A 22,053-nucleotide genomic window follows, 5' to 3' on the forward strand; every position below is an offset into this window, starting at 1 on the left:
TTGCGGATATTTTCTGAAGAGTGTTTCAGGTTTGTCCTACAAAAATAGTTGGGACACGCCTGCCGGGTTTTTCATTCATGCCGTGCCGGCGGCCGGGCAGTGTTCACCCCGTGGCATGCGTGTGCCGAAATACGCCGCGCTGCTCACGCCCACCGCGCCCATTACCGCGCTGAAGATCACGCAAATCCACGGACTCCACGGCATCAGACCGATCAGCAACAGCGGTGTGATGCTTGCCCATGCCGCATAGGCAATGTTGTAGGTGAAGGAAATCCCCGAGACGCGAATCCGCGCCGGAAACAGGCTGACCATCACTGACGGCACCGCGCCGACGACCCCGCAACCGAGACCGGCAATCGCGTACGCCAAGCCAATCCAGTCGCCGCCGGTGATCAGGCACGTATAAAGCACGCCGATGCCCAGCGGCAGCAGCAGGCTGTAAAGCATGACCGTGCGCCAGGCACCGATGCGATCGACGAGCAGCCCGGCGAGTACGCAGCCGATGTTCAGGAACACAATGCCAAGGGCACTCAAGGCGAAGGTGTGACTGGCGGTCATGCCGAAAGTTTTCTGCATCATGGTCGGGGTGATGACCACGAACACCACCACCGCCGATGTCAGTACGCAGGTGAGGATCATCGCCGGTAATATCGCCAGGCGATGTTCGCGCAAGACCGTGCGCAACGGCAGTTCGACAGCGGCATCGCGCTTCGCCTGCATGGCCATGAACACCGGGGTTTCGCTGAGCCAGCGGCGCAGCCAGACACCAATCACCCCGAACACACCGCCCAGCAGGAACGGGTAGCGCCAGGCGTAATCGAGAATTTCCGCCGGGGTGAACGCCTGCGCCAGAAAGGTCGCCGTCAAGGCGCCGATCAGGTAGCCAAAGGTCAGCCCGGCCTGCAGGAAACCCAGGGCATAACCGCGATGCCCGGCCGGCGCATGTTCGGCGACGAACACCCAGGCGCTCGGCACTTCTCCGCCGACTGCCGCGCCTTGCAAGACCCGCAGGGCCAACAGCAAAAGTGGTGCGAAATAGCCGATCTGGGCGTAGGTCGGCATGATCCCGATCAGCAGGCACGGCAGCGCCATCATCAGGATGCTCAGGCTGAAGACCTTCTTGCGCCCCATCCGGTCGGCGAAGTGCGCCATCAGAATGCCGCCCAATGGACGCGCCAGATAACCCGTCACGAAGATCCCGAAGCTTTGCAGCAAGCGCAACCACTCGGGCATTTCCGGCGGGAAAAACAGCTGGCTGAGGGTCAGCGCGAAAAAGACGAAAATGATGAAGTCGTAGATTTCCAGCGCGCCGCCAAGGGCCGCCAGGCCAAGGGTCTTGTAGTCCGAGCGGCTGAAGGGCGCCGGGCGCGAATCGGTGTTGGCAGTCATGAAAAGAACTCTGGCACGGGCAAAAAACCAAGGCGCCCATGGTCTACGCAAATGCGCCCACGGACAACCCGTTAGACGAAAGTCTCAGACCGGTTAATCTTCGTCACAAAATATGACTGATTGATTTACTGTTGGCACCTGTCCAGACGGGCCTTTGCCGCCCCAAAGACCACAATAAACATAAAAATTCGAGGTACTCCCGTGGCCGCTGATATCGAAGATACCCGCTCCGCCCGTTTTGCCCTGCGCTGCTCAAGTTTTGCCGAACGCTGGTTCCCCGACTCCTGGGTATTTGCCGCACTGGCGGTGATCATCGTCACAGTGGCCACTCTGTTCATGGGCGCCAAACCGACCGATGCGGCAATGGCGTTTGGTGACGGCTTCTGGAGCCTGATCCCGTTCACCATGCAAATGGCGTTCGTGGTGATCGGCGGTTATGTGGTCGCCAGCTCCCCGCCCGCGGTGAAGCTCATCGACCGCTTGGCGCGGATCCCGAAAAACGGTCGTTCGGCCGTGGCCTGGGTCGCACTGATTTCCATGGTTGCGTCACTGCTGAACTGGGGCTTGTCGCTGGTATTCGGCGGTCTGCTGGTGCGCGCCCTCGCTCGCCGCACCGACCTGAAAATGGATTACCGCGCCGCCGGTGCTGCCGCGTATCTGGGTCTCGGCGCCGTGTGGGCTTTGGGCCTTTCGTCGTCCGCCGCGCAATTGCAGGCCAACCCGGCCAGCCTGCCGCCATCGATTCTGTCGATCACTGGCGTCATTCCCTTCACCCAGACCATCTTTCTCTGGCAGTCCGGCGTCATGTTGCTGGCCCTGATCGTGATCTCGCTGATCATCGCCTACGCCACCGCGCCGGGGCCGAAAACAGCCCGCGACGCCGAAGCCTGCGGCATCGACCCAAGCTTCAACCTGCCGCCGCTGCAACCGCGCACCCGCCCCGGCGAATGGCTGGAGCACAGTCCACTGCTGACGATTTTGCTGGTGCTGCTGGCGGCGGGATGGTTGTTCCACGAGTTTTCGACCAAGCCTGCGATCAGCGCGATCTCGGGCCTGAACACTTACAACTTCCTGTTCATCATGCTTGGCGCGCTGTTGCACTGGCGTCCGCGCAGTTTCCTCGATGCCGTGGCGCGAGCCGTGCCGACCACCACCGGCGTGCTGATCCAGTTTCCGCTGTACGGCTCGATCGCCGCGCTGATGACCACGGTCAAAGGCACTGACGCGCAAACCCTGGCGCACCACATCTCGACCTTCTTCGTCAGCATCGCGTCCCACGACACCTATGCGCTGCTGATGGGCGTCTACTCGGCGATCCTGGGTTTCTTCATCCCGTCCGGCGGCGGCAAATGGATCATCGAAGCGCCGTACGTCATGCAAGTGGCCACCGACCTGAACTACCACCTGGGTTGGGCCGTGCAGATCTACAACGCGGCGGAAGCCCTGCCGAACCTGATCAACCCGTTCTACATGTTGCCGCTGCTGGGCGTGCTCGGGTTGAAGGCGCGGGACTTGATCGGCTTTTCATTCGTGCAGTTGTTGGTGCACACGCCGCTGGTGCTGTTTTTGCTGTGGGCGCTGGGAACGACGCTGACGTATACGCCGCCGGTGATGCCTTAATCCCGACCTGATAATCACCACAAAACTACTGTGGGAGCGGCGGTGCGACGATTCGACTTGCCCGCTCCCACATTAAAATCCCGGTTGTATTCAAAACAGTTGTCCTATGCCTGAGGATCAACTGCGCCCCGTCGCAAATAATAGCTCAGTGCCACTACTTTCCTTTACCGCCCCGCTGCTCCGGTAATATCCTTGCGCGAATATTATCTGTTTCAACTTTTTGCAGGCCGGAAAGGGAGTTCATCGCATGATCGTAGGGATTGACCTGGGGACCACCAACAGCCTCGTCGCCGTCTGGCGTGGGGAGTCCAGCGAGTTGGTGCCCAATGCCTTGGGCCAGTTCCTCACTCCCAGCGTGGTCGGTCTCGATGATCAGGGCCGCGTATTGGTCGGCCAGGCCGCCCGCGAGCGTTTGCACACTCACCCGCGTCAGACCACTTCGCTGTTCAAGCGGCACATGGGCAGCGCCACGCAAGTGCGTCTGGGAGACCGGTCATTCCGTCCCGAGGAGCTTTCGGCGCTGGTGCTCAAAAGCCTGAAGGAAGACGTCGAGCGGGCCTTCGGCGAAACCGTGCATGAAGCGGTGATCAGCGTGCCGGCCTACTTCAGCGATGCCCAGCGCAAGGCCACGCGCATTGCCGGTGAACTGGCTGGATTGAAAGTTGAAAAACTGATCAACGAGCCGACTGCGGCTGCGCTGGCGTATGGGTTGCACCAACGGGACAAGGAAACTTCGTTTCTGGTGTTCGACCTCGGTGGCGGCACCTTCGACGTGTCGATCCTGGAGCTCTTCGACGGGGTCATGGAAGTGCGCGCCAGCGCCGGCGACAACTTCCTCGGTGGCGAAGATTTCGACAGCGTGCTGCTTGAGCACTTTCTCGAACACCATCGCAACACCGATAACTTTCCTGACCGCACCAGCATCATCCAGCCGTTGCGTCGTGAGGCCGAGCGCGTGCGCAAAGCCCTGGGTCAGGACAGCAGCGCCGAATTCAGCCTGCGGGTCGATGGCCAGCAATGGACGCAAACCATCACCCAACAACAATTGGCGACGCTCTACACGCCGTTACTCGAACGCCTGCGCACACCGATCGAGCGGGCCCTGAGAGACGCGCGGATTCGCGTCAGTGACCTCGACGAAATCCTGCTGGTGGGCGGTACGACGCGCATGCCGCTGGTTCGCAAACTGGCGGCCGGCCTGTTTGGGCGTTTTCCTTCGATCACTCTCGATCCGGACGAAGTCGTGGCACACGGTGCGGCGATTCAAGCGGCGTTGAAAGCACGCTCCGCAGCGCTGGAAGAAGTGGTGCTGACGGACGTCTGTTCCTACACCCTGGGCATCGAGACGACTACCCAGATCGGCCAGCAATATGAAAGCGGTCACTACCTGCCGATCATCGAGCGCAACAGCATCGTGCCGGTGAGCCGGGTCAAGACGGTGTACACGCTGCAAGATAATCAGGAGCACGTGCTGCTGAAGATCTTTCAGGGCGAAAGCCGCCTGGTCAAAGACAATGTTGCGCTGGGCGAGTTGGACATCAAGGTACCGAAACGCAAGGCCGGCGAAGTCGCCCTCGACGTGCGCTTCACCTACGACAACAACGGTTTGCTCGAAGCCCAGGTGGTCATCCCGCTGACGGGCGACAAGCATTCGCTGGTCATCGAGAACAATCCCGGCGTGCTCACACCCGAAGAAATTCAGCAGCGCCTGGAGGGCCTGGCGTTGTTGAAAATTCATCCGCGCGATCAGCAGGTCAACACGGTATTGACGGCACGTCTTGAGCGTCTCTATCAGGAAAGCCTGGGGCAGATGCGTGAGCAGATCGGTCATTGGGCCAAACAGTTTCAGCACGTGCTTGATTCCCAGGATGAACGCGGGATCCGTGAGGCGCGCAGCGAACTGACCCGGCAACTGGGCACGCTGGACAACGGCCTCTGGCAGTAAGGAGCGGCCACATGGATTGCTGGTCTGTGCTGGAACTGCCCGAAGACGCCGACGCGCGCACCATCAAGCGAAGCTATGCGCGACTGCTGAAAACCTTTCGGCCTGATGAAGATCCGGAAGGCTTTCAGCGTTTGCGTGAGGCCTATGAGCAAGCGTTGAGCGTTGCGCAATGGCGGGCCGAATACGCCGCCGAAGAACCTGAAGTTGCAACAACCGAAGTCGTCGAACAGCCGAATCACGCCAACCTCCAGGCGTGGTCCGATGTGCTCGATCTGCGTCCGCTGATCATTGAAAGTCCACCCCCTCTTCGCTCGCTGAATCTTGCACTGTCCGATCCCCAGGCCTTGCACGAACCGGACGTCGCGCCGGATGAGTTGGCGGCACGTGCGTTACTCGACGGGCTCTCGGCGCAGAACCTGTCCGAGCGCTGGGCGCAAGCACAACAACAGCACTGCGCCCAGGCGTTTGAGAAGTTGCTGCTGGCGTTGTGCTTCGATCATCCGGGCTTGCGCAATTCGATTGCCGCCTGGGCGGTCCAGCACCTCGATTGGCTCGCGCCCTGGCAAAACATCGAGATGACCGATTGGCAGCGAGACGCGCTGGCCAGCGGACTTCTGCAGGATTATCGGCAGTCGTTGCAGGAATTACTCGAAGGCGGCAAAGAGCGGGAATTCCTTACGCAGCTCAAAAGTTACACAGAACAACCCTGGCTGCAGGTGTTCGATCGACGTCAGGAGTGGCAGCGAATCCTCCTGCAACTGTTCAACGACTCCAAATGGAGCCTGCCGCTGTTCGACCGTGTCGGCCAGGTGTTTGGCTGGGACGATGAAAAGGGCATTCATCCTGAACCGGCGTCGCTCTGGCAGACACTGATCGAGCGCTGCAATCAGGAAAGCTTCTACGCAAGCCTGCAGGCCAAGGCGCAAGACAGCCGGACCTGGGCCGCTGACGTTCAGGCCGCGCATTTGCTGATGAACCCGATGAAGCCCGGGCAGCAGAAGAAAATGATCGATGGCTTTGGCCAAAATGAATGGCAGGCCTGTCATGACCTCGCGCAAACCCTCAAGTGGCGTTACCCGGAGTTGCGCTTACGATTGCCCCTCGCCGATGTTTTTCACTGGCGACGTTTCCTGCCGCGTCCCATTGCCGACGAGACCTGGGTGCAAGTCTGGGCGGGCATCGCGCTGGCGCTGTTCTTGTTTTATTTCCCGACCGAGCACAAATCCCTGGGCTACAGCATCAGCATCCCGTTGATATTCGCCTGCGTTCCGGTCTGGTTCCTCCGTTTCGCCATGAGCTGGTGGGTGCCGATCATCTCGCACGTCATTGTCCATGACCTGTGGCTGACCGAAGGCCTGGTCCCCCGCCACTGGAACCCGGATACCCGCTGGCTGGTAATCCGACATGGTATTCCCCAAGCCATCCTCACGTTGCTGTTCGGGATTCTGTTGGGTTGGCCGGGGGTGGTGACTTATGTCGGTTTTATGCTGATCGGTCTCTTGCACAAGCGCCGTATCGGTCAGCTTGACCCTGAACTGGCCGCGAGGCGTCCATGGCTGACCGCGCTGCATTGGGCGCACTTCAGTCCGTTGCAGTTGGTGTTTTTGCTGGTGATGGTCGGCGTCACCTTCGTGTGCCGGATGTATTTCCCGGAGTATCACCTGACTCATTTGATGTTCAGGTGAGCGATTGCCGGCCGATCTGCTTAAGTAACTATCGCCCGCGATCAACGCGGTCCCACGCTGAAAAGGATCTGAGCATGTTCAAACTGACAGGACTTACCCTCGCAGCCCTCACCCTGAGCGCCGCCGCCCACGCCAATGTCGATCTGAAACTGGGCAGCACCGAACGCGTCACGCGGCTGTTCGCCTACCCCAACAACTGCAACGTCGTCTGTTTCCGCAACTGGACGCTTGAGCAGACCGTCGAGCACTACCTGACCCAAAGTGTGCAGCGCGACGGATACACCACCGCGAAAGTGCGGGTCAAAACCGATAACGGTCAGCTCTACGCCGACATCAGCGGCGTGCCAAAGGGTTACGACAAACCGTTGTCCGCGCTGCTCAATGCCGGTGATCTGGCCTACAGCGGCGCCAAAAAGCTCAACATTGATGGCAAGTGGGCTTACAGCTGGTATTTGTTCCTGCCGTTGGGCATGGCCCTGGAAAACCGTAAAAGTGTCGAATTGCTGCATTTCCCGCCGGATTACTCCCTGACGCAGGCCCAGGATTACCTGCGGTCCGCCACCACCGATCGCTGGGCCACGCTGCTGACCGACAACGGTATCCCCGCCGATCAGACGCCGGGCTACCAGACCATCATCGATATCGCGCCAATTGCGGCACCTTCCAGTGCTGGCAAGGATCTGGAAGGGGTCTACGACTACTTCAAGGACTACCAGACCACCATGGTCAAGGAAGTCAGTCAGAATGCCCGCGGTGCCGCGTTGCCGATGGTCGCGTTCGGCGCGCCGGTGCGTAACTGGATCAAGCAGCAATACGGGCCGACCGTTGATGTGCTGGGCCTGGCCACCATCAGCCCGAGCGCCGGGTTGAAGGTGCCGGTGCTGGGTTCCAACCACCCGAGCTACATCTGGTACGCCGCCGACCCGGAGAGCTACACCGGCGAGGATGCTCAGGCCAAGGCCGACGCCGCGGGCCTGAAAGTCATGGGCCAGGACTTGAGCGCCGCCTGCTGGCAGGCTGGTATGGGCAGCAAACCCGGGACTGACCCGACCGTTCAGCTGAAAGGCTGCACGCAGACGTGGCAAGTGACCCGGAAAGAAAAAACCTGCGAGCTGTTCTACACCTCGATCCGTAACCTGACGCCTGAACAAGCGGTGGCCAAGTGCGCGACGACGCCGATCCAGTCCGAACTCAAACAGTTGCAAGCCCCGGCACCTGTGACTGCGGCACCTGCGCTGTAATCACCCTTGCACTTTTGCGCGTGAGCGAAGGCTTACGCGCAAAAGCGCACTTTCCTCCTGTCAGTTCTGACAGTAGACCTCTCGTTTCATTTGCGAGATCTTGAGGTGACACCCTGTGTTGCTGGGCTGACAGGACGTCAGTTTTTGAAATCGCAACGCGCTGCCGACAAGGATCGTTATGAAACCTAAACCCCTGCCCGGGACCGTTGCGCAACCTCCCGATGGAATCTACCCATTCCCGGAGCTGCCGCTGAGCCTTGGATTTCCCTCTCGCGCGGATTTCGAGATTATCTACAACGCCAATGGATCGGCGGTGGCCGTTGCGGCCGTGCGCGATTTCCCACGGATCAGCCGACTCTGCCGCGTGTCGGGGCATCTGCTGCCTTACCGCAATCAGCATACCCGGCAGCTGGCGCCGGGCATTCACGTCTACGACCCACATTTCAGCGGACTGCTGGAACACTCCTGCGCACCCAACGTCTTTTTCGACATGAGCGAACTGTGGCTGTGGGCGCTGAAGGACATCCGCAAAGGCGACCACTTGACCATGGACTTCGCCACAACCGAAGACAAGCTGCTGCGCCAATTCGCCTGCTGTTGCGGTCGTCCCGAATGCCGAGAGTGGATCACCGGCTACGATGAGCCGCCAAACGCCGACGGCCAGTTGTATTACCACCACTGGCGTCGGCGCAGTCTTTGCTGAACGGCGTTACAGCGTCTCGACCGGACGCAGACGGTACTGCGGCGGCAACTGCTCAAAACCACTGATGGTCGTGTTCAGGCTTTTCCAGCGACCATCCTTGATGCCATAGATGCAACCGTGGATCGACAGGTTCTGCCCGCGATGCCAGGCGTTTTGCACAATGCTGGTGTGGCCGACGTTGGCCACTTGCTGGATCACGTTGAGCTCGCAGAGACGGTCAACCCGCTCTTCTTCAGTCGGTAACTCGGCCAGTTCTTCGCGCTTTTCGTAATAGAGGTCACGAATCGAGCGCAACCAACCGTCGATCAGGCCCAACTGACGGTCCTGCATCGAGGCGCGCACACCACCGCAGCCATAGTGGCCAGTGACGAGGATGTGTTTGACCTTGAGCACGTCGACCGCGTACTGAATCACCGACAGGCAGTTGAGGTCCGTGTGCAGCACCACATTGGCGACGTTGCGGTGGACGAACAGGTCGCCGGGCAGCATGCCGACGATCTCGTTCGCCGGCACCCGGGCGTCGGAACAACCAATCCACAAGTATTCCGGCGTCTGTTGGCGGGCCAGCTTGGAGAAGAAGTCCGGATCTTCCTGTTTGATCGCCTCGGCCCAGCGTTCGTTGTTATCAATCAGATCTTGTAATTCGTTCATGCTGTAAAGCCTCAAGAATGATGCGCTGGTTTGACAGACAACCGCCCGTCGGGGTCACGCGCTTGATGCAAGTATGGCCGGTGGAATTCTCAGGAGTTCAGTGGGTCCACCCTAGTAAGGCCCACAGTATGAGGAATTGCCATGACTGATTCACGACGTCCGTACGATGCGGTGCAACCCGAGCCCATCGATGATAACGAAGACCGCATGGGTTCGATGCATGAGCTGGACTTCGACGAGGAAGAGCCCAGCGCGAAAATCGGCGACGAGTTACCGGAAAACGAACGCGAGCGCCTGATGCCTCGCGAACGCGTGCGTGAAGCCGGCATGACCGGCGCCTCGACTGATGACCATGAGTCTACCGACGACGACATGAGCCCGGAAACGTTGATCCGTGAAGACGGCGCGCGGGATGCCCATGAGGCCGGTGAAGGCGATCAGGCGGATTGGGATTTGAGCATTGTCGATGAAGACGATATTGGCGGGGGCAATGGGCTGGATGAAGAGGAACTGGCGAAGCGGGATCCGATGGATGGTAATCGTTGATCTGTGGCGAGGGAGCTTGCTCCCGCTCGGCTGCGAAGCAGTCGTAAAATTTCAGGATCGCTTCGCGGCCTAGCGGGAGCAAGCTCCCTCGCCACAATAGCTGTGGTTCAATCAACGAGGGTGCAGGCCATGACCACGGCATCTTCTCGCCCGCCCACCGCCGGGTAGTAATCCCGACGACGACCAATCTCGTTAAACCCATACCGCTCATACAACTTGAACGCCCCACGGTTGCTGTCGCGCACTTCCAGGAAACACTCTCGCGCCTTGGCGTCATACGCCCGGGACATCAAATGCTCCAGCAGCGTCAAACCCAGGCCACGGCCCTGATTCTCCGGCTTGACGGTGATGTTCAGCAGGTGCGCTTCATCAAGGATGATCTGCACCACGCCATGACCGACTTGCTGCTGGCCTTCGAACATCAGCCAGATCTGATATTTACCCAGCCCATCGAGAAAAATCCCGCGGGTCCAGGGATGGCTGTAGGCCGCGTATTCGATTTTCAGTACAGCGTCGAGGTCGGCCTCGGTCATCGGGCGGAACGATACAGCGTCACTCATTTGATTCTTTCCAGCGCGCCATCAGCCGACGCATGGCTTGCCAGACATCAGCCTTACGCTGTGGCTCTTCCATTAATAATTCCAGGCCCGGCAGAGCCCAGACCGAGCCCAGGCCTTCGACCTGGAGTTCGCGGTTGAAGGATTCGGCATTTGCCTCACCGGCAAAACGCACGGCCGGCAAGCCGATCAGCCACACGCAGACACACGGAGCGTCTTCCAGTCGGGCCGAGAGGAAACCTTGCACGAAATCCCGAGCGGCTTCCGGGCCCTGGTCCATGGTACCCCGGACCAGCAGCGGCCAGCGTACCGGCTCACCGATGATCTGCGGGCTGTCCGGCAGACCGGCGGCACGCAGCATGTCCTTGAGCAGCAGATAAGCAGGGTCGCGGGTCTGGAACGTTTCGCCTGTGGGTAACTCGACCAACAGCAGGCAACGACCGGCGCGCAGCAATTGCAGGGAAAAACGCGGTGGCGGCACGACCGGCGCTTTGACCGCGACCGGCGCGGCCTCTTCTTCGACCTTGGCGTTCGTGCGCGTGCTGGCCAACGAGGGGCGCGGCACTTCGATCTTGACCCGTTCCTTCGGCGTCACCACCGGCGCAGCGGCGGCGTTGGCGGCGTTGGCGGCAGGCGCTGGCGCAGAGACCGGCACCACAGGCGCGACGATCAGCGGCTCCGAGATCTCCAGCAACTCGGGACGCGAGGGCGCGGCAAAGGGCAATTCGGTGCGCGGCAGCCAGTTGACCACCTGCATGGCGGTCAAATAGGCGCGGCGACGGGACTCGATTAGCAAAGGTCGGCCACTTGTGGATAACTAAAGTGCGGTGATTCTACCGCCCTTCGCTCAAGATCGCCCGCGCTTGATCGATACTCTTTCCCTTAGAAACAGCTACAGCCTGTCCCGAGAGTGAATCGCATCGGTCCCGATGCAGTACAATCGCGGCTTTTAATCGCCAACCAGCCGGCCATTCCGATGATCGAACCCAAGCGCGTCTTGCGCGCCCTCGCTGAACACTGGGCACTTTTGGAGCCACTGTGCGAGCACTTCGACCAGGGCACCTTGAGCCTCAACGAACTGCGTTCACAGTTGGCCGCCCAGCAACTCGACAGTACGCCGCAGGACATCACCAGCCTGCTGGACGTGTGGATCCGCCTCGACATTCTGGTTCCCGTGGCGAAAAGCCCGAACCGTTTCGAGCTCAACGCGCAGATCCACGACTTCCTCGCGTACCTGCGCCGAGAGCACCGTCTGGGCCTGTGCCTGGAAATCGAAGCCTATTTGCGCCACCTCGAACGCCTGGCCGGTTATATCCAGGACGCCTTCGACATCCGCGACGGCCACGACCTTGCACGTCAATTGCGCCTGCTCGACATGCGCGTACGCGATGTTCTGAAGAAACTGGCCAACGACGAACAGGCCCTGGTGGCCGTCGCCGAACGCGCCAAGACCAGCGATCGGCAGATCCCGCTGCGTCAGCGTTACGCTGAAGTACTGGCGACCTGGGACGAATACGTCGAGCCGATGATTCAGCTGGTGAACGCCGACGGCGCCTTCGAACAAGGCGTGCGCAAAGTCGAAAACGTCCTGCTGAAAATGCTCACCGAGCAGCAGCGCCTCGGCCATCTGGTCGACGACGACATGCTGCTGCGCACCCACGCGCGCATCCTCGAAATGCAGACCAGCGCCCAACTGACCCTGCGTCATGCCCGCGAACTGCTGCTGCCACTGCGTGAAGAAGCCCGCCGTCACAACGCTGTGACCCGTGGCGCGGCGCTGGCCTTGTCGGCCATCCGTCGCAAAGGCATCGACGCGGTGCCGCAAGCGGCAATGCCGATGTTTACCCGGCCGCAAAGCACCTTCCTTGGCAGTGCCAGCCAAGTCGAAGCCTACGTGTACGCCCTGGCCCGCTTCGAGCCGAAACCGGCGCGGTTCCCCAAGGCTCACAAGACGCAGAAAGGCGAAGCCCCGCGCGCGCCACGCACCGTTCGCGAAATGCTCGAACGCTGCGAAGACGCCCTGCCGATGCCAGACCTGATGACCTGGCTGCTCGAGCAGGAACCGGACGGCGCTACCGACGAATTGCTTTACTGGTTCTCGCGCTTGTCGCGGGAAAAGCGCTTCACACGCGAGCGTCTGGAACGCCGCGATTACCACACTCACGAGCATCAGGTCAGCCTGCGCTCCTTCGCCCTGCTCTCGGCCCGCGATACCGCCGCCGAGGATTCTGCGAGCACCCCACATGCATCTTGATCTATCCGAACTGTCCCAACTCGCGCCGATCTTCCGCGAACTGTTCAAGGGCTATCACGTCAGCCGCCGCGATCCGGAACTGTACGCGCAACTGTCGAACTTCCAGGACCAGTACCGCACGCTGTTCCGGGCGCTGGGTTATGAGTTGGTCTGCGACACCCGTGGTTTCTACTATTTCGTGCCGGACCTCGCCGCCGCAGCAGTGAACAAGACCGCACAACGTCTGGCGCTGTTCACTTTCATCCTCGTCGAGCACCTGGCGGATCAGGGCCGTGACCCGGTCGCCGTGCTCGACGGTGGCAGCCTTGGCCGTGATGAGTTGCCGTCCTTGTTGGAAAAATACCGCGACCTGTTTATCCAGGCCGAAGTACAGACCGTCGAAGAACTCGAAGAAAAGATCATGCGCCGCATGACTCAGCTCGGCTTCGCTGGCGAAGAAAACGGCATCTACCGTTTCCTGCCGCCGATGCACCGCTTCCTTGATGTCTGCCTGTCGGTTCAGCAGGACCGCGACCTGGCGGCCAGCCTGCACAGCGTGTTGCCGTTGCCGGTTCCAGTATTGATCGACGACGATAGCGACGAAAAACTGCTGCAAACCGACGATCCGCTAGACCTCAGTGACTTCGAAGAAGAAAGCGAAGAAGACGCCATGGCCCGCGCCATTGCCGAAGAACAGGAGACCGACGCATGAGCAAGGAACGCTACGGCATTCGCCGCTTCGCCCTTTTGAACACCGCCGGTTACAGCCTCGGCTTGTTCCCGCTGGAAGAACCGTTGTCGGTCTACGGCGCGAACAACCTCGGTAAATCCGCATCGATCAACGCCTTGCAGTTCCCGATTCTGGCGCGCATGTCGGACATGAGTTTCGGCAAGTACAGCCTGGAACAATCCCGCCGTTTCTACTTCGCTTCGGACACCAGTTACATCCTGGTCGAAGTGTCCCTCCCCCACGGCCCGCACGTGATCGGCGTGGTCGGTCGCGGCCCGGGCGGTGGTTTCGGTCACCAGTTCTTCGCCTACGCCGGCAAACTGGATCTGGCCCATTACCAGAAGAACGACACCTGCCTGCGTCAGAAAGAATTGTTCACCAACCTTGAGCGCGAAGGCCTGAAAGCCTACGAACTCAAACCGGATGAACTGCGTCGTTTGCTGGTCGGCGGCCACACTTCGATCCCCCTGGACCTGACGCTGATCCCGCTGCGCTCCACCAGCGAGCAGAGCCTGAAGACCTTCCGCGCCCTGTTCATCAACTTGCTGCACATGCGCGAAATCACCGCGGCCAAGCTCAAGCAGCTGTTCCTCGATGCGTTTGAACACAGCCTGCGCTCCGGCAGCGTCGATTACATCGCCGCGTGCGAAGAAGCGTTCCGCGATGTCCGTCGCATGGAACAGGACTACAACTCGCTGGTGACTGCCGGCCCATTGGTCGAAGCCCTTGCGGCAGGCGTGACCCAGCGCAATATCCTGCGCGGCAAGCTGCACCGGATCTCGCCGCTGCTCGATTCGTTGCTTGGCACCTGGTCGGATTACGCCAGTGCGCGCAAGGAAGAGCTGACGATTCAGGCCGAGCACTACCGCAACGAGCAGGACGCGCTGCAAAACGATCAGCGCGGCGGCACTCAGGAGCTGATGCGCCTGGAGCGGGAAATCACCGGCATCCAGCGCTGGCTCGGCGAGCTGTCGGTGCTCAAGCATCGCTTCGCGTTGGTTGATGACGTCAAAGTGCTGGAGCAGCAACTGCTCGCGGCCAAGGACGCGCACGACGAACTGGCCGGTGCACTGGCGCAGTCGCGGCAGTTCTCTGCCGAAGACCTGGAAGAACGTCTGCGGGACCTGGAAAAACGCCTGAAGTCGGTGAAACAGCAACTCGATCACGCCGACAACAACAGCTACGCCCGTCTGCGCGAGGAATTCTCGCAACAGGACGTCGAGCGTCTGATGCGCCTGTTCAACAGCGCACTGTTCAGCCTGCCGCTGGGCGAACACGGCATTACGCTGGACGAGGACGGTCAGTGGGTCAAGTCCATGGAGTTGATCCTCGACGGTTTCAAAGGCGAGCGCTTCGAAGTGCCGGGACTGTCCATCGACATCTCGCACATCGAGCCGCCGGCCCTGCAAGCTTTGGCTGACCGCGCGGCATTGCGCGATCAGAAAGAGCGTCTGGACAAAGAACTCAAGCAGCTTAAAACCCAGGCGGCCGTGGCCGCCGACCGTGCCGCGAGCAAGACCCAGACCGAAGCGCTGTACCAGCAAGTGCTGGACGCGCAGAAAGCCCTGGAAGATTTCCGTCGCGCGCAAACCCTGAGTGCCGAGGAAGGCGACAAACTCGAACAACTGGCGCAGATGGAAGCGGCGCAGGACGAATTGAAGCGTTCCAGCGATGCCTTCACCGAACGCGTCCAGCAACTGTCGGCCAAGCTGCAACTGGTCGGCCGGCAGATCGGCGACATGGAAGCCAAGCAACGCACCCTCGACGACGCCTTGCGCCGCCGCCAGCTGTTGCCGGCAGACCTGCCGTTCGGCACGCCGTTCATGGACCCTATCGATGATTCCATGGACAACCTGCTGCCCCTGCTCAACGACTACCAGGACAGTTGGCAGGGTTTGCAGCGCAGCGACGGTCAGATCGAGGCGTTGTACGCTCAGGTCCGTCTCAAAGGCGTGGCCAAGTTCGACAGCGAAGACGATATGGAGCGTCGCCTGCAACTGCTGATCAACGCCTATGCGCACCGTACCGACGAAGCCCTGACTCTTGGCAAGGCCCGCCGTGCGGCGGTCACCGACATCGCCCGGACCCTGCGCAACATCCGCAGCGACTACGACAGCCTCGAGCATCAACTGGCGCTGTTCAACCGTGAGATCAACAAACGTCAGGTCTCCAACCTGCAGAGCTTCCGCATCGTGCTCGCGCCGAACAAGGAAGCGCTCAAGCACATCGACCAGATCATCCACAGTGCCGGCCAGTACGAAGAAGGCGAAACCCTCTCCGTCTTCGACCTGAGCCAAAGTGCCGATCAGGACAACAAGAACGAAGAAGCCAAGGAATACCTGGCACGGCTGGTGGCGGCGAACCACAACCAGCTCGGCCTCAAGGACTTGTTCGAACTGGCGTTCGAGATCACCAAGGTCAACGGTCAACCGGTGATTCACACTGACATCGACGGCGCGGCCTCCAACGGCACCACGATGACCATCAAGGCGCTGACCAACATGTATTTGTTGCTGCACTTGATGGACCGCGACCAGGCCGGTCGCGTGCGTCTGCCGTACTACCTCGACGAGGCGGCGGACATCGATGAGAAGAACCAGGCCGCGTTGCTGGAAACCAGCCTGCAGCTGGGCTTCGTGCCGATCCTGGCGAGTGTGAAGCCGCAGGTCTGCGCCAGTGTGGCGATTGACCTGGAAGGTGGCAGCGGGCCGAACGGGATCTACATCGATGAGGCGGACTGGAAGTACATTCGCCGGCATGATGAGGTGAAGGCTGCTGTTGTTGCACAGGCGGACGAGCCGGAGCTGGATGCGGTCTGATTTGGCGTTAAATCGAAGGCAATAAAAAAGGCCGCGATCCAATGGATTGCGGCCTTTTTTATGGTGCGAGACTTGTAGTGGACTCCAAGGCGGCCTCTTCGCGAGCAAGCCCGCTCCCACATTGTTTCTGCGCCGTGCACAAATTCAGTGTGGGAGCGGGCTTGCTCGCGAAGGCGTCATCACAGACGCCCAATCAACGTCCCGCTATTTACCGAGTGAAATCTTCGGCGCCCAGGTCAGCCACTCATCTTCAAACTTGTCGAACAACGGGAACGTCTGCTCAGGCCGCGCTGGGCTACCCATGCGATCACCATCTGGCGTTGCGAAGGCGATGCCGCCCTGAATCAACGTTTCAAGGGATTCAGTCCTTACCGTCGCGCCTTTGAACAAGCCGTAGTCGAAACCGAAACCGCTGGTGTTCCAGAAACGCGTGCCGCTGCGCACCAATGGCGCGTATTTCGGCTCGATCAGGATGTGTACCAAGACACGATCAGCGGTCTGGCCCAATTCATAGCCCGTCACTTTGCCCACGGTGACCTCGCGGTACGTCACCGGCACACCGGTTTTCAAGGACCCACGGCGAGCGGCGCTCAGAACCAGACTCAAACCGGCTTCCTGTTTGGCCGATTCCGGTGGAGTGGCCAGGGCGACGAAGTTCTTCTGCGGGCCGAGGTTCTTCGGCGCGGGCTGTACTTCAATGTATTGGCCGGTGACCAATGTTTCCAGGTTAGAAGTCTTGATCAGGCCCAGCTCAGGCTTGACCACCCAAAATTGGCTGCCGACCCGGGCAATGCGCTCCGGCACTTCGGTGATTCGTGCGGTGAGCATCACCGATTGCAGGTCATCACTGAGGTCGACGTCTTCAATCTTGCCAACGTCCAGGCCTTTGAATCTCACGGGGGTGCCGCTGTGCAAACCATCGGCGCGATCAACCTTGATGGTGACCACGGTGCCTTTCTGATTGGCCTCCTCATGGTTGGCGAACAGGCGAAAACGTGGAATGCGCTTCTGCAACGGCGCCTTGGCTTCTGGGGTTTCGAAAGCGATACCGCCGGCCATCAGGCTTTGCAGCGACTCGCTTTTGACCTGGATTCCGCCAGTCAATCCGCCTGTGAGCGTGATGCCGCTGGCGTTCCAGAAGCGGGTCGACGCGTTGACCAGGCCTTCGTACTCCTTCTCGATGTGGACACCGATCACCAGTTGCTTCTTCTTCTTGGAGAACTGATAGCTCTGCACCGAACCGACCTTGACCTGCTTGTAGAGAATCGGACTGCCGACTTCCAGCGACCCCAGATTCTCGGTGAACAACACCAGGTGCAGGCCGGGCGAACGCAGGTCCAGCGGCGGCGCCTTGGGCCTGGCAACGAACTCACGTTGCGGCGCAGCCCCTTTGTCGCCCGGTCGCACAGCGATGTAGTTACCTTTGACCAAGGCCTCCAGACCGGTGATACCGGCAAGGGAAATCGACGGTTTGACTACCCAGAACTGAGTGCCTTCGACCAGATAATCCTCGGCCAGTGGGTCAAGGGTCAATTCGGCAGTGGCGGCATTCAGGTCCGCATCGACCTTCAGCGCTTTCAGGTTGCCGACCTGGATGCCTTTGTACATGACCGGTGTACGGCCGGCCTGCAGGCCTTCGAAATCGCTCAATTTGACCTTTACCCGAATACCGGCAGCGGCGGCATCGAAATCCTCGTAGAGACGGAATGGCAGGCTCGGATCGGTGGGCGGGCTGTCCTTGCGGTTCTCCGGCGTGGCGAACGCCATACCGCCTGCGACGATGCTGGCGAGCGATTCGCTGCGCACTTTCACACCCGACAGGTTGGCGTCGATGCTGATGCCGCTGGCGTTCCAGAAACGCGTGTGTTTGCGCACCAGATTGGCGTAGGTGGGCTCAATGAAGACTTTGAGTTCGACAGTGCTTTGGTCTTCCGACAGCAAGTAGCTTTTGACCTGGCCAACTTTGATCTGCTTGTAGAACACCGGGCTGCCACGGTTCAGTGAACCGAGACGATCAGCCTTGATGGTGAGGTGCAGACCGGGCTGGGAGTCCGACAGAGGGGGCTCTTCGGCCAGGGCTTTGAACTTGCGGGTCGGCTCGCCCTCGCCGGGACTGATGGCCACGTAGTTACCGGACACCAGTGTTTCCAGCCCGGTGATACCAGCCAGGGTCACGCTGGGTTTGACCAGCCAGAAGCGGGTGCTGGTCTTGAGGTATTGCTCCACGTCCTTGTTCATCTCGACGGTGGCGATCACCCCTTTGGAGCTGCCTTCATCATCGAGCTTGAGGGTTTTCACCTTGCCGACTGACATGCCTTTGTAGACGACTTCAGTCTTGTTGGCCTGAATGCCTTCACCGCTTTCGAAACGCACCTGAATCTCGATGCCGGTTTCGCTGTAGGCACGCCAGCCGAGCCAGCCGCCGATGATCAGGGCGATCAGGGGCAACACCCAGATGGCAGACCAGTTCGAGGCCGGTCGGGTTTTAGCTGTAGGCAAATCAGTCATGGTCGTCGTCCGACTCCGTGTTATCCCAAATCAGTCGGGGATCGAAAGTAACTGCGGCAAGCATCGTCAGAATCACCACACTGGCGAAAGCGATGGCGCCAAGATTGGCTTCGACGCTGGCGAGCCGTCCGAAATTCACGACCGCCACCAGGATGGCGATCACAAAGATGTCCAGCATCGACCAGCGGCCGATGAACTCGATAAAGCGGTACATCCAGATTCGCTGGCGTGCCGAGAGTGGCTGGCGACGTTGCACTGAAAACAGCAGCAGCGCGATGCCTACCAGTTTGAACGTTGGTACCAGAATACTGGCGATAAAAACTACGGCGGCGATGGGAATCATGCCGTGCTGAACCAGCTGGATGACACCGGACATGATCGTACTCGGATCGCCCTGCCCCAATGAGCTGACGGTCATGATCGGCAGCACATTGGCCGGGATATAGAGAATCGCGCCGGTTATCAGCAGCGCCCAGGTACGCACCAGACTGTTCGGACGACGGGCGTGCACCAGCGCACCGCAACGGGTGCAGGTCTGCTCGTCGGTGTCGGCTTCCTGCTTGTTCAATTCATGGCATTCGGTGCAAATCAGAATGCCTGCATCAATCGCCCGCATGGGCATCCTCTCCTGACAAAGCCTGCCAGATCTGATGAGGTGACATCACAACCTCCAACCAGACCTGGACCAACAACAAACTGATGAAACACGCCAAACCAAGGCCTACGGTAATGGCTGCCATATCTGCCAGCTTGACGATCGCTACCAGTACGCCCATGAGGTAAACCTCGAGCATCCCCCAGTCCCGTAGATGGTGGTAAATGCGGTAGAGCAACAAGCCGTAGCTGCGTCCGATATCAAAGCGGATGGTCAACAGCACGGCCAATTGGCAGAGCAGCTTGAGCAGCGGAATTCCCATGCTGCACAGGAACACAATCACCGAGACGCCTTGCATGCCGGTGTCGAACAAGCCGACAACGCCGGTCCAGACGGTGTCTTGCGACGATTGCCCGAGTAGATTGAGCTGCATGATGGGTAAAAAGTTCGCCGGGATGTACAACAGCAAAGCGGCGATGACCAACGCGAGACTGCGCTGCACCACGTTATGGCGATGGGCGTAGAGCTCGTAACCACAGCGTGGGCATAAGGCTTTCTCGCCATGGGCGAGTTGGGGCTTGCGCATGAGCAAGTCACACTCATGGCACGCCACCAAGTCGTCCAGCGGTAATTCTGACAGCCCAGGGGCGTCAACCGGATCTGGCATAAAGGCTCTGGCCTCCGAAAAAGTTGGGCCTATTCTAGTGTCATGGCTCGAAAATAACTGTGCAAATTTGTGTTGTACCGAAGCAGTACTTTCCTGCGGGCAAAACAAAACCCCAACTGCTTTCGCAATTGGGGTTTCGGAATTTAATCTTGACGATGACCTACTCTCACATGGGGAAACCCCACACTACCATCGGCGATGCATCGTTTCACTGCTGAGTTCGGGATGGGATCAGGTGGTTCCAATGCTCTATGGTCGTCAAGAAATTCGGTAGCCAGGTCATGGGCCCTTGCGGGTTCACGCTCCAGCGAATGGGTATGTGACAGCTTGGTGTTTTGTGAGTATCTCGAACTTTCGGTTCGTTTCGTCTTCACACACCGCAATCTGGTGCTCTTTCGCCTTTGGGCTCGAAGCAAGCAAATTGCTTGGGTGTTATATGGTCAAGCCTCACGGGCAATTAGTATTGGTTAGCTCAACGCCTCACAGCGCTTACACACCCAACCTATCAACGTCGTAGTCTTCGACGGCCCTTCAGGGGACTCAAGGTCCCAGTGAGATCTCATCTTGAGGCTAGTTTCCCGCTTAGATGCTTTCAGCGGTTATCTATTCCGAACATAGCTACCCGGCAATGCCACTGGCGTGACAACCGGAACACCAGAGGTTCGTCCACTCCGGTCCTCTCGTACTAGGAGCAGCCCCTCTCAAATCTCAAACGTCCACGGCAGATAGGGACCGAACTGTCTCACGACGTTCTAAACCCAGCTCGCGTACCACTTTAAATGGCGAACAGCCATACCCTTGGGACCGGCTTCAGCCCCAGGATGTGATGAGCCGACATCGAGGTGCCAAACACCGCCGTCGATATGAACTCTTGGGCGGTATCAGCCTGTTATCCCCGGAGTACCTTTTATCCGTTGAGCGATGGCCCTTCCATACAGAACCACCGGATCACTAAGACCTACTTTCGTACCTGCTCGACGTGTCTGTCTCGCAGTCAAGCGCGCTTTTGCCTTTATACTCTACGACCGATTTCCGACCGGTCTGAGCGCACCTTCGTACTCCTCCGTTACTCTTTAGGAGGAGACCGCCCCAGTCAAACTACCCACCATACACTGTCCTCGATCCGGATAACGGACCTGAGTTAGAACCTCAAAGTTGCCAGGGTGGTATTTCAAGGTTGGCTCCACGCGAACTGGCGTCCACGCTTCAAAGCCTCCCACCTATCCTACACAAGCAAATTCAAAGTCCAGTGCAAAGCTATAGTAAAGGTTCACGGGGTCTTTCCGTCTAGCCGCGGATACACTGCATCTTCACAGCGATTTCAATTTCACTGAGTCTCGGGTGGAGACAGCGCCGCCATCGTTACGCCATTCGTGCAGGTCGGAACTTACCCGACAAGGAATTTCGCTACCTTAGGACCGTTATAGTTACGGCCGCCGTTTACCGGGGCTTCGATCAAGAGCTTCGCGTTAGCTAACCCCATCAATTAACCTTCCGGCACCGGGCAGGCGTCACACCCTATACGTCCACTTTCGTGTTTGCAGAGTGCTGTGTTTTTAATAAACAGTCGCAGCGGCCTGGTATCTTCGACCGGCATGGGCTTACGCAGTAAATGCTTCACCCTCACCGGCGCACCTTCTCCCGAAGTTACGGTGCCATTTTGCCTAGTTCCTTCACCCGAGTTCTCTCAAGCGCCTTGGTATTCTCTACCCAACCACCTGTGTCGGTTTGGGGTACGGTTCCTGGTTACCTGAAGCTTAGAAGCTTTTCTTGGAAGCATGGCATCAACCACTTCGTGTTCTAAAAGAACACTCGTCATCAGCTCTCGGCCTTAGAATCCCGGATTTACCTAAGATTCCAGCCTACCACCTTAAACTTGGACAACCAACGCCAAGCTGGCCTAGCCTTCTCCGTCCCTCCATCGCAATAACCAGAAGTACAGGAATATTAACCTGTTTTCCATCGACTACGCTTTTCAGCCTCGCCTTAGGGACCGACTAACCCTGCGTCGATTAACGTTGCGCAGGAAACCTTGGTCTTTCGGCGTGGGTGTTTTTCACACCCATTGTCGTTACTCATGTCAGCATTCGCACTTCTGATACCTCCAGCAAGCTTCTCAACTCACCTTCACAGGCTTACAGAACGCTCCTCTACCGCATCACCT

The 22,053-nt window shown here is 59.3% G+C and carries 16 protein-coding genes and 2 rRNA genes (1 of these 18 only partly in view); 9 read left to right on the forward strand and 9 right to left on the reverse strand.

All coding sequences use genetic code 11. The features are described from left to right. Positions 1–75 precede the first annotated feature (75 nt). On the reverse strand, positions 76–1,389 hold the full coding sequence (locus ACA060_RS24345) for an MFS transporter (protein WP_497313699.1): 1,314 nt from the start codon (positions 1,387–1,389) through the stop codon (positions 76–78). 201 nt (positions 1,390–1,590) lie between these two features. On the opposite strand from ACA060_RS24345, the gene ACA060_RS24350 reads away from it, so the two are divergent. The 5 genes from ACA060_RS24350 to ACA060_RS24370 all read left to right on the forward strand — a co-directional run bounded on the left by ACA060_RS24350 (position 1,591) and on the right by ACA060_RS24370 (position 8,583). Beyond that, entirely contained in the window at positions 1,591–3,009 is a 1,419-nt protein-coding gene (locus ACA060_RS24350; protein ID WP_109634832.1) for a short-chain fatty acid transporter, read from the forward strand. 247 nt (positions 3,010–3,256) lie between these two features. Further along, a complete protein-coding gene (locus ACA060_RS24355; RefSeq protein ID WP_497313701.1) occupies positions 3,257–4,954 on the forward strand; it encodes a molecular chaperone HscC in 1,698 nt (565 codons plus the stop codon). 11 nt (positions 4,955–4,965) lie between these two features. Continuing rightward, a complete protein-coding gene (locus ACA060_RS24360) occupies positions 4,966–6,639 on the forward strand; it encodes a J domain-containing protein (RefSeq protein ID WP_497313703.1) in 1,674 nt (557 codons plus the stop codon). Positions 6,640–6,713: 74 nt separating this feature from the next. Continuing rightward, positions 6,714–7,880 carry a hypothetical protein gene (locus ACA060_RS24365; RefSeq protein WP_497313705.1) on the forward strand — a complete coding sequence of 389 codons (1,167 nt, stop codon included), beginning with the start codon at positions 6,714–6,716 and terminating at the stop codon, positions 7,878–7,880. A 178-nt stretch (positions 7,881–8,058) separates the two neighbouring features. Next, the gene (locus ACA060_RS24370) at positions 8,059–8,583 is read left to right on the forward strand and encodes an SET domain-containing protein-lysine N-methyltransferase (RefSeq protein WP_497313707.1); all 525 of its coding nucleotides are present in this window, start codon (positions 8,059–8,061) and stop codon (positions 8,581–8,583) included. A 6-nt stretch (positions 8,584–8,589) separates the two neighbouring features. On the opposite strand, the gene can is transcribed toward ACA060_RS24370, so the two are convergent. Continuing rightward, positions 8,590–9,234, reverse strand: a complete 645-nt coding sequence (gene can, locus ACA060_RS24375) for a carbonate dehydratase (RefSeq protein WP_131063236.1) — start codon at positions 9,232–9,234, stop codon at positions 8,590–8,592. 141 nt (positions 9,235–9,375) lie between these two features. On the opposite strand from can, the gene ACA060_RS24380 reads away from it, so the two are divergent. Further along, positions 9,376–9,780 (forward strand): serine kinase/phosphatase, encoded by a 405-nt coding sequence (locus ACA060_RS24380; RefSeq protein ID WP_109634842.1) that lies wholly within the window; start codon positions 9,376–9,378, stop codon positions 9,778–9,780. A gap of 107 nt (positions 9,781–9,887) precedes the next feature. Here the strand turns inward: ACA060_RS24380 and rimI are convergent, their stop codons facing one another. Further along, on the reverse strand, positions 9,888–10,340 hold the full coding sequence (gene rimI, locus ACA060_RS24385; protein ID WP_008145534.1) for a ribosomal protein S18-alanine N-acetyltransferase: 453 nt from the start codon (positions 10,338–10,340) through the stop codon (positions 9,888–9,890). Then, on the reverse strand, positions 10,333–11,094 hold the full coding sequence (locus tag ACA060_RS24390) for an energy transducer TonB (RefSeq protein WP_497318346.1): 762 nt from the start codon (positions 11,092–11,094) through the stop codon (positions 10,333–10,335). Before ACA060_RS24390 ends, rimI begins: the two co-directional genes overlap by 8 nt. 219 nt (positions 11,095–11,313) lie before the next feature. Between ACA060_RS24390 and mksB the strand changes: the two genes are divergently transcribed. From mksB to mksF, 3 genes are read left to right on the forward strand one after another with little or no spacing between them, the layout of a single operon-like run. Next, a complete protein-coding gene (mksB, locus tag ACA060_RS24395; protein ID WP_162556247.1) occupies positions 11,314–12,591 on the forward strand; it encodes an Mks condensin complex protein MksB in 1,278 nt (425 codons plus the stop codon). Beyond that, complete coding sequence (gene mksE, locus ACA060_RS24400; RefSeq protein WP_077749032.1) at positions 12,581–13,282, forward strand: Mks condensin complex protein MksE; 702 nt, start codon at positions 12,581–12,583, stop codon at positions 13,280–13,282. The genes mksB and mksE overlap by 11 nt, the downstream gene beginning before the upstream one ends. Beyond that, positions 13,279–16,119, forward strand: coding sequence for an Mks condensin complex protein MksF (mksF, locus tag ACA060_RS24405; RefSeq protein ID WP_109634850.1), 2,841 nt, complete (start codon positions 13,279–13,281; stop codon positions 16,117–16,119). The genes mksE and mksF overlap by 4 nt, the downstream gene beginning before the upstream one ends. A gap of 204 nt (positions 16,120–16,323) precedes the next feature. On the opposite strand, the gene ACA060_RS24410 is transcribed toward mksF, so the two are convergent. The 5 genes from ACA060_RS24410 to ACA060_RS24430 form a co-directional block, all read right to left on the reverse strand. Further along, positions 16,324–18,627, reverse strand: a complete 2,304-nt coding sequence (locus ACA060_RS24410; RefSeq protein WP_109634852.1) for a PqiB family protein — start codon at positions 18,625–18,627, stop codon at positions 16,324–16,326. Then, the gene (locus tag ACA060_RS24415) at positions 18,620–19,243 is read right to left on the reverse strand and encodes a paraquat-inducible protein A (RefSeq protein ID WP_109634854.1); all 624 of its coding nucleotides are present in this window, start codon (positions 19,241–19,243) and stop codon (positions 18,620–18,622) included. The genes ACA060_RS24410 and ACA060_RS24415 overlap by 8 nt, the downstream gene beginning before the upstream one ends. Further along, entirely contained in the window at positions 19,230–19,889 is a 660-nt protein-coding gene (locus ACA060_RS24420) for a paraquat-inducible protein A (RefSeq protein WP_109634855.1), read from the reverse strand. Before ACA060_RS24420 ends, ACA060_RS24415 begins: the two co-directional genes overlap by 14 nt. Positions 19,890–20,036: 147 nt before the next feature. After that, positions 20,037–20,152, reverse strand: a 5S ribosomal RNA gene (rrf, locus tag ACA060_RS24425). 173 nt (positions 20,153–20,325) lie between these two features. Next, positions 20,326–22,053 (reverse strand): 23S ribosomal RNA (locus ACA060_RS24430) (it continues 1,164 nt past the right edge of the window).

The sequence above is a fragment of the Pseudomonas sp. LBUM1671 genome, from assembly GCF_059695685.1.

What these genes read in the sequence shown, in the direction of transcription:
- ACA060_RS24345 (WP_497313699.1), bottom strand. Translation starts at nt 1,389, where the DNA reads ATGACTGCCAACACCGATTCGCGCCCGGCGCCCTTCAGCCGCTCGGAC.
- ACA060_RS24355 (WP_497313701.1), top strand. Translation starts at nt 3,257, where the DNA reads ATGATCGTAGGGATTGACCTGGGGACCACCAACAGCCTCGTCGCCGTC.
- ACA060_RS24360 (WP_497313703.1), top strand. Translation starts at nt 4,966, where the DNA reads ATGGATTGCTGGTCTGTGCTGGAACTGCCCGAAGACGCCGACGCGCGC.
- ACA060_RS24365 (WP_497313705.1), top strand. Translation starts at nt 6,714, where the DNA reads ATGTTCAAACTGACAGGACTTACCCTCGCAGCCCTCACCCTGAGCGCC.
- ACA060_RS24370 (WP_497313707.1), top strand. Translation starts at nt 8,059, where the DNA reads ATGAAACCTAAACCCCTGCCCGGGACCGTTGCGCAACCTCCCGATGGA.
- can (WP_131063236.1), bottom strand. Translation starts at nt 9,234, where the DNA reads ATGAACGAATTACAAGATCTGATTGATAACAACGAACGCTGGGCCGAG.
- ACA060_RS24380 (WP_109634842.1), top strand. Translation starts at nt 9,376, where the DNA reads ATGACTGATTCACGACGTCCGTACGATGCGGTGCAACCCGAGCCCATC.
- rimI (WP_008145534.1), bottom strand. Translation starts at nt 10,340, where the DNA reads ATGAGTGACGCTGTATCGTTCCGCCCGATGACCGAGGCCGACCTCGAC.
- ACA060_RS24390 (WP_497318346.1), bottom strand. Translation starts at nt 11,094, where the DNA reads ATGCAGGTGGTCAACTGGCTGCCGCGCACCGAATTGCCCTTTGCCGCG.
- mksB (WP_162556247.1), top strand. Translation starts at nt 11,314, where the DNA reads ATGATCGAACCCAAGCGCGTCTTGCGCGCCCTCGCTGAACACTGGGCA.
- mksE (WP_077749032.1), top strand. Translation starts at nt 12,581, where the DNA reads ATGCATCTTGATCTATCCGAACTGTCCCAACTCGCGCCGATCTTCCGC.
- mksF (WP_109634850.1), top strand. Translation starts at nt 13,279, where the DNA reads ATGAGCAAGGAACGCTACGGCATTCGCCGCTTCGCCCTTTTGAACACC.
- ACA060_RS24410 (WP_109634852.1), bottom strand. Translation starts at nt 18,627, where the DNA reads ATGACTGATTTGCCTACAGCTAAAACCCGACCGGCCTCGAACTGGTCT.
- ACA060_RS24415 (WP_109634854.1), bottom strand. Translation starts at nt 19,243, where the DNA reads ATGCGGGCGATTGATGCAGGCATTCTGATTTGCACCGAATGCCATGAA.
- ACA060_RS24420 (WP_109634855.1), bottom strand. Translation starts at nt 19,889, where the DNA reads ATGCCAGATCCGGTTGACGCCCCTGGGCTGTCAGAATTACCGCTGGAC.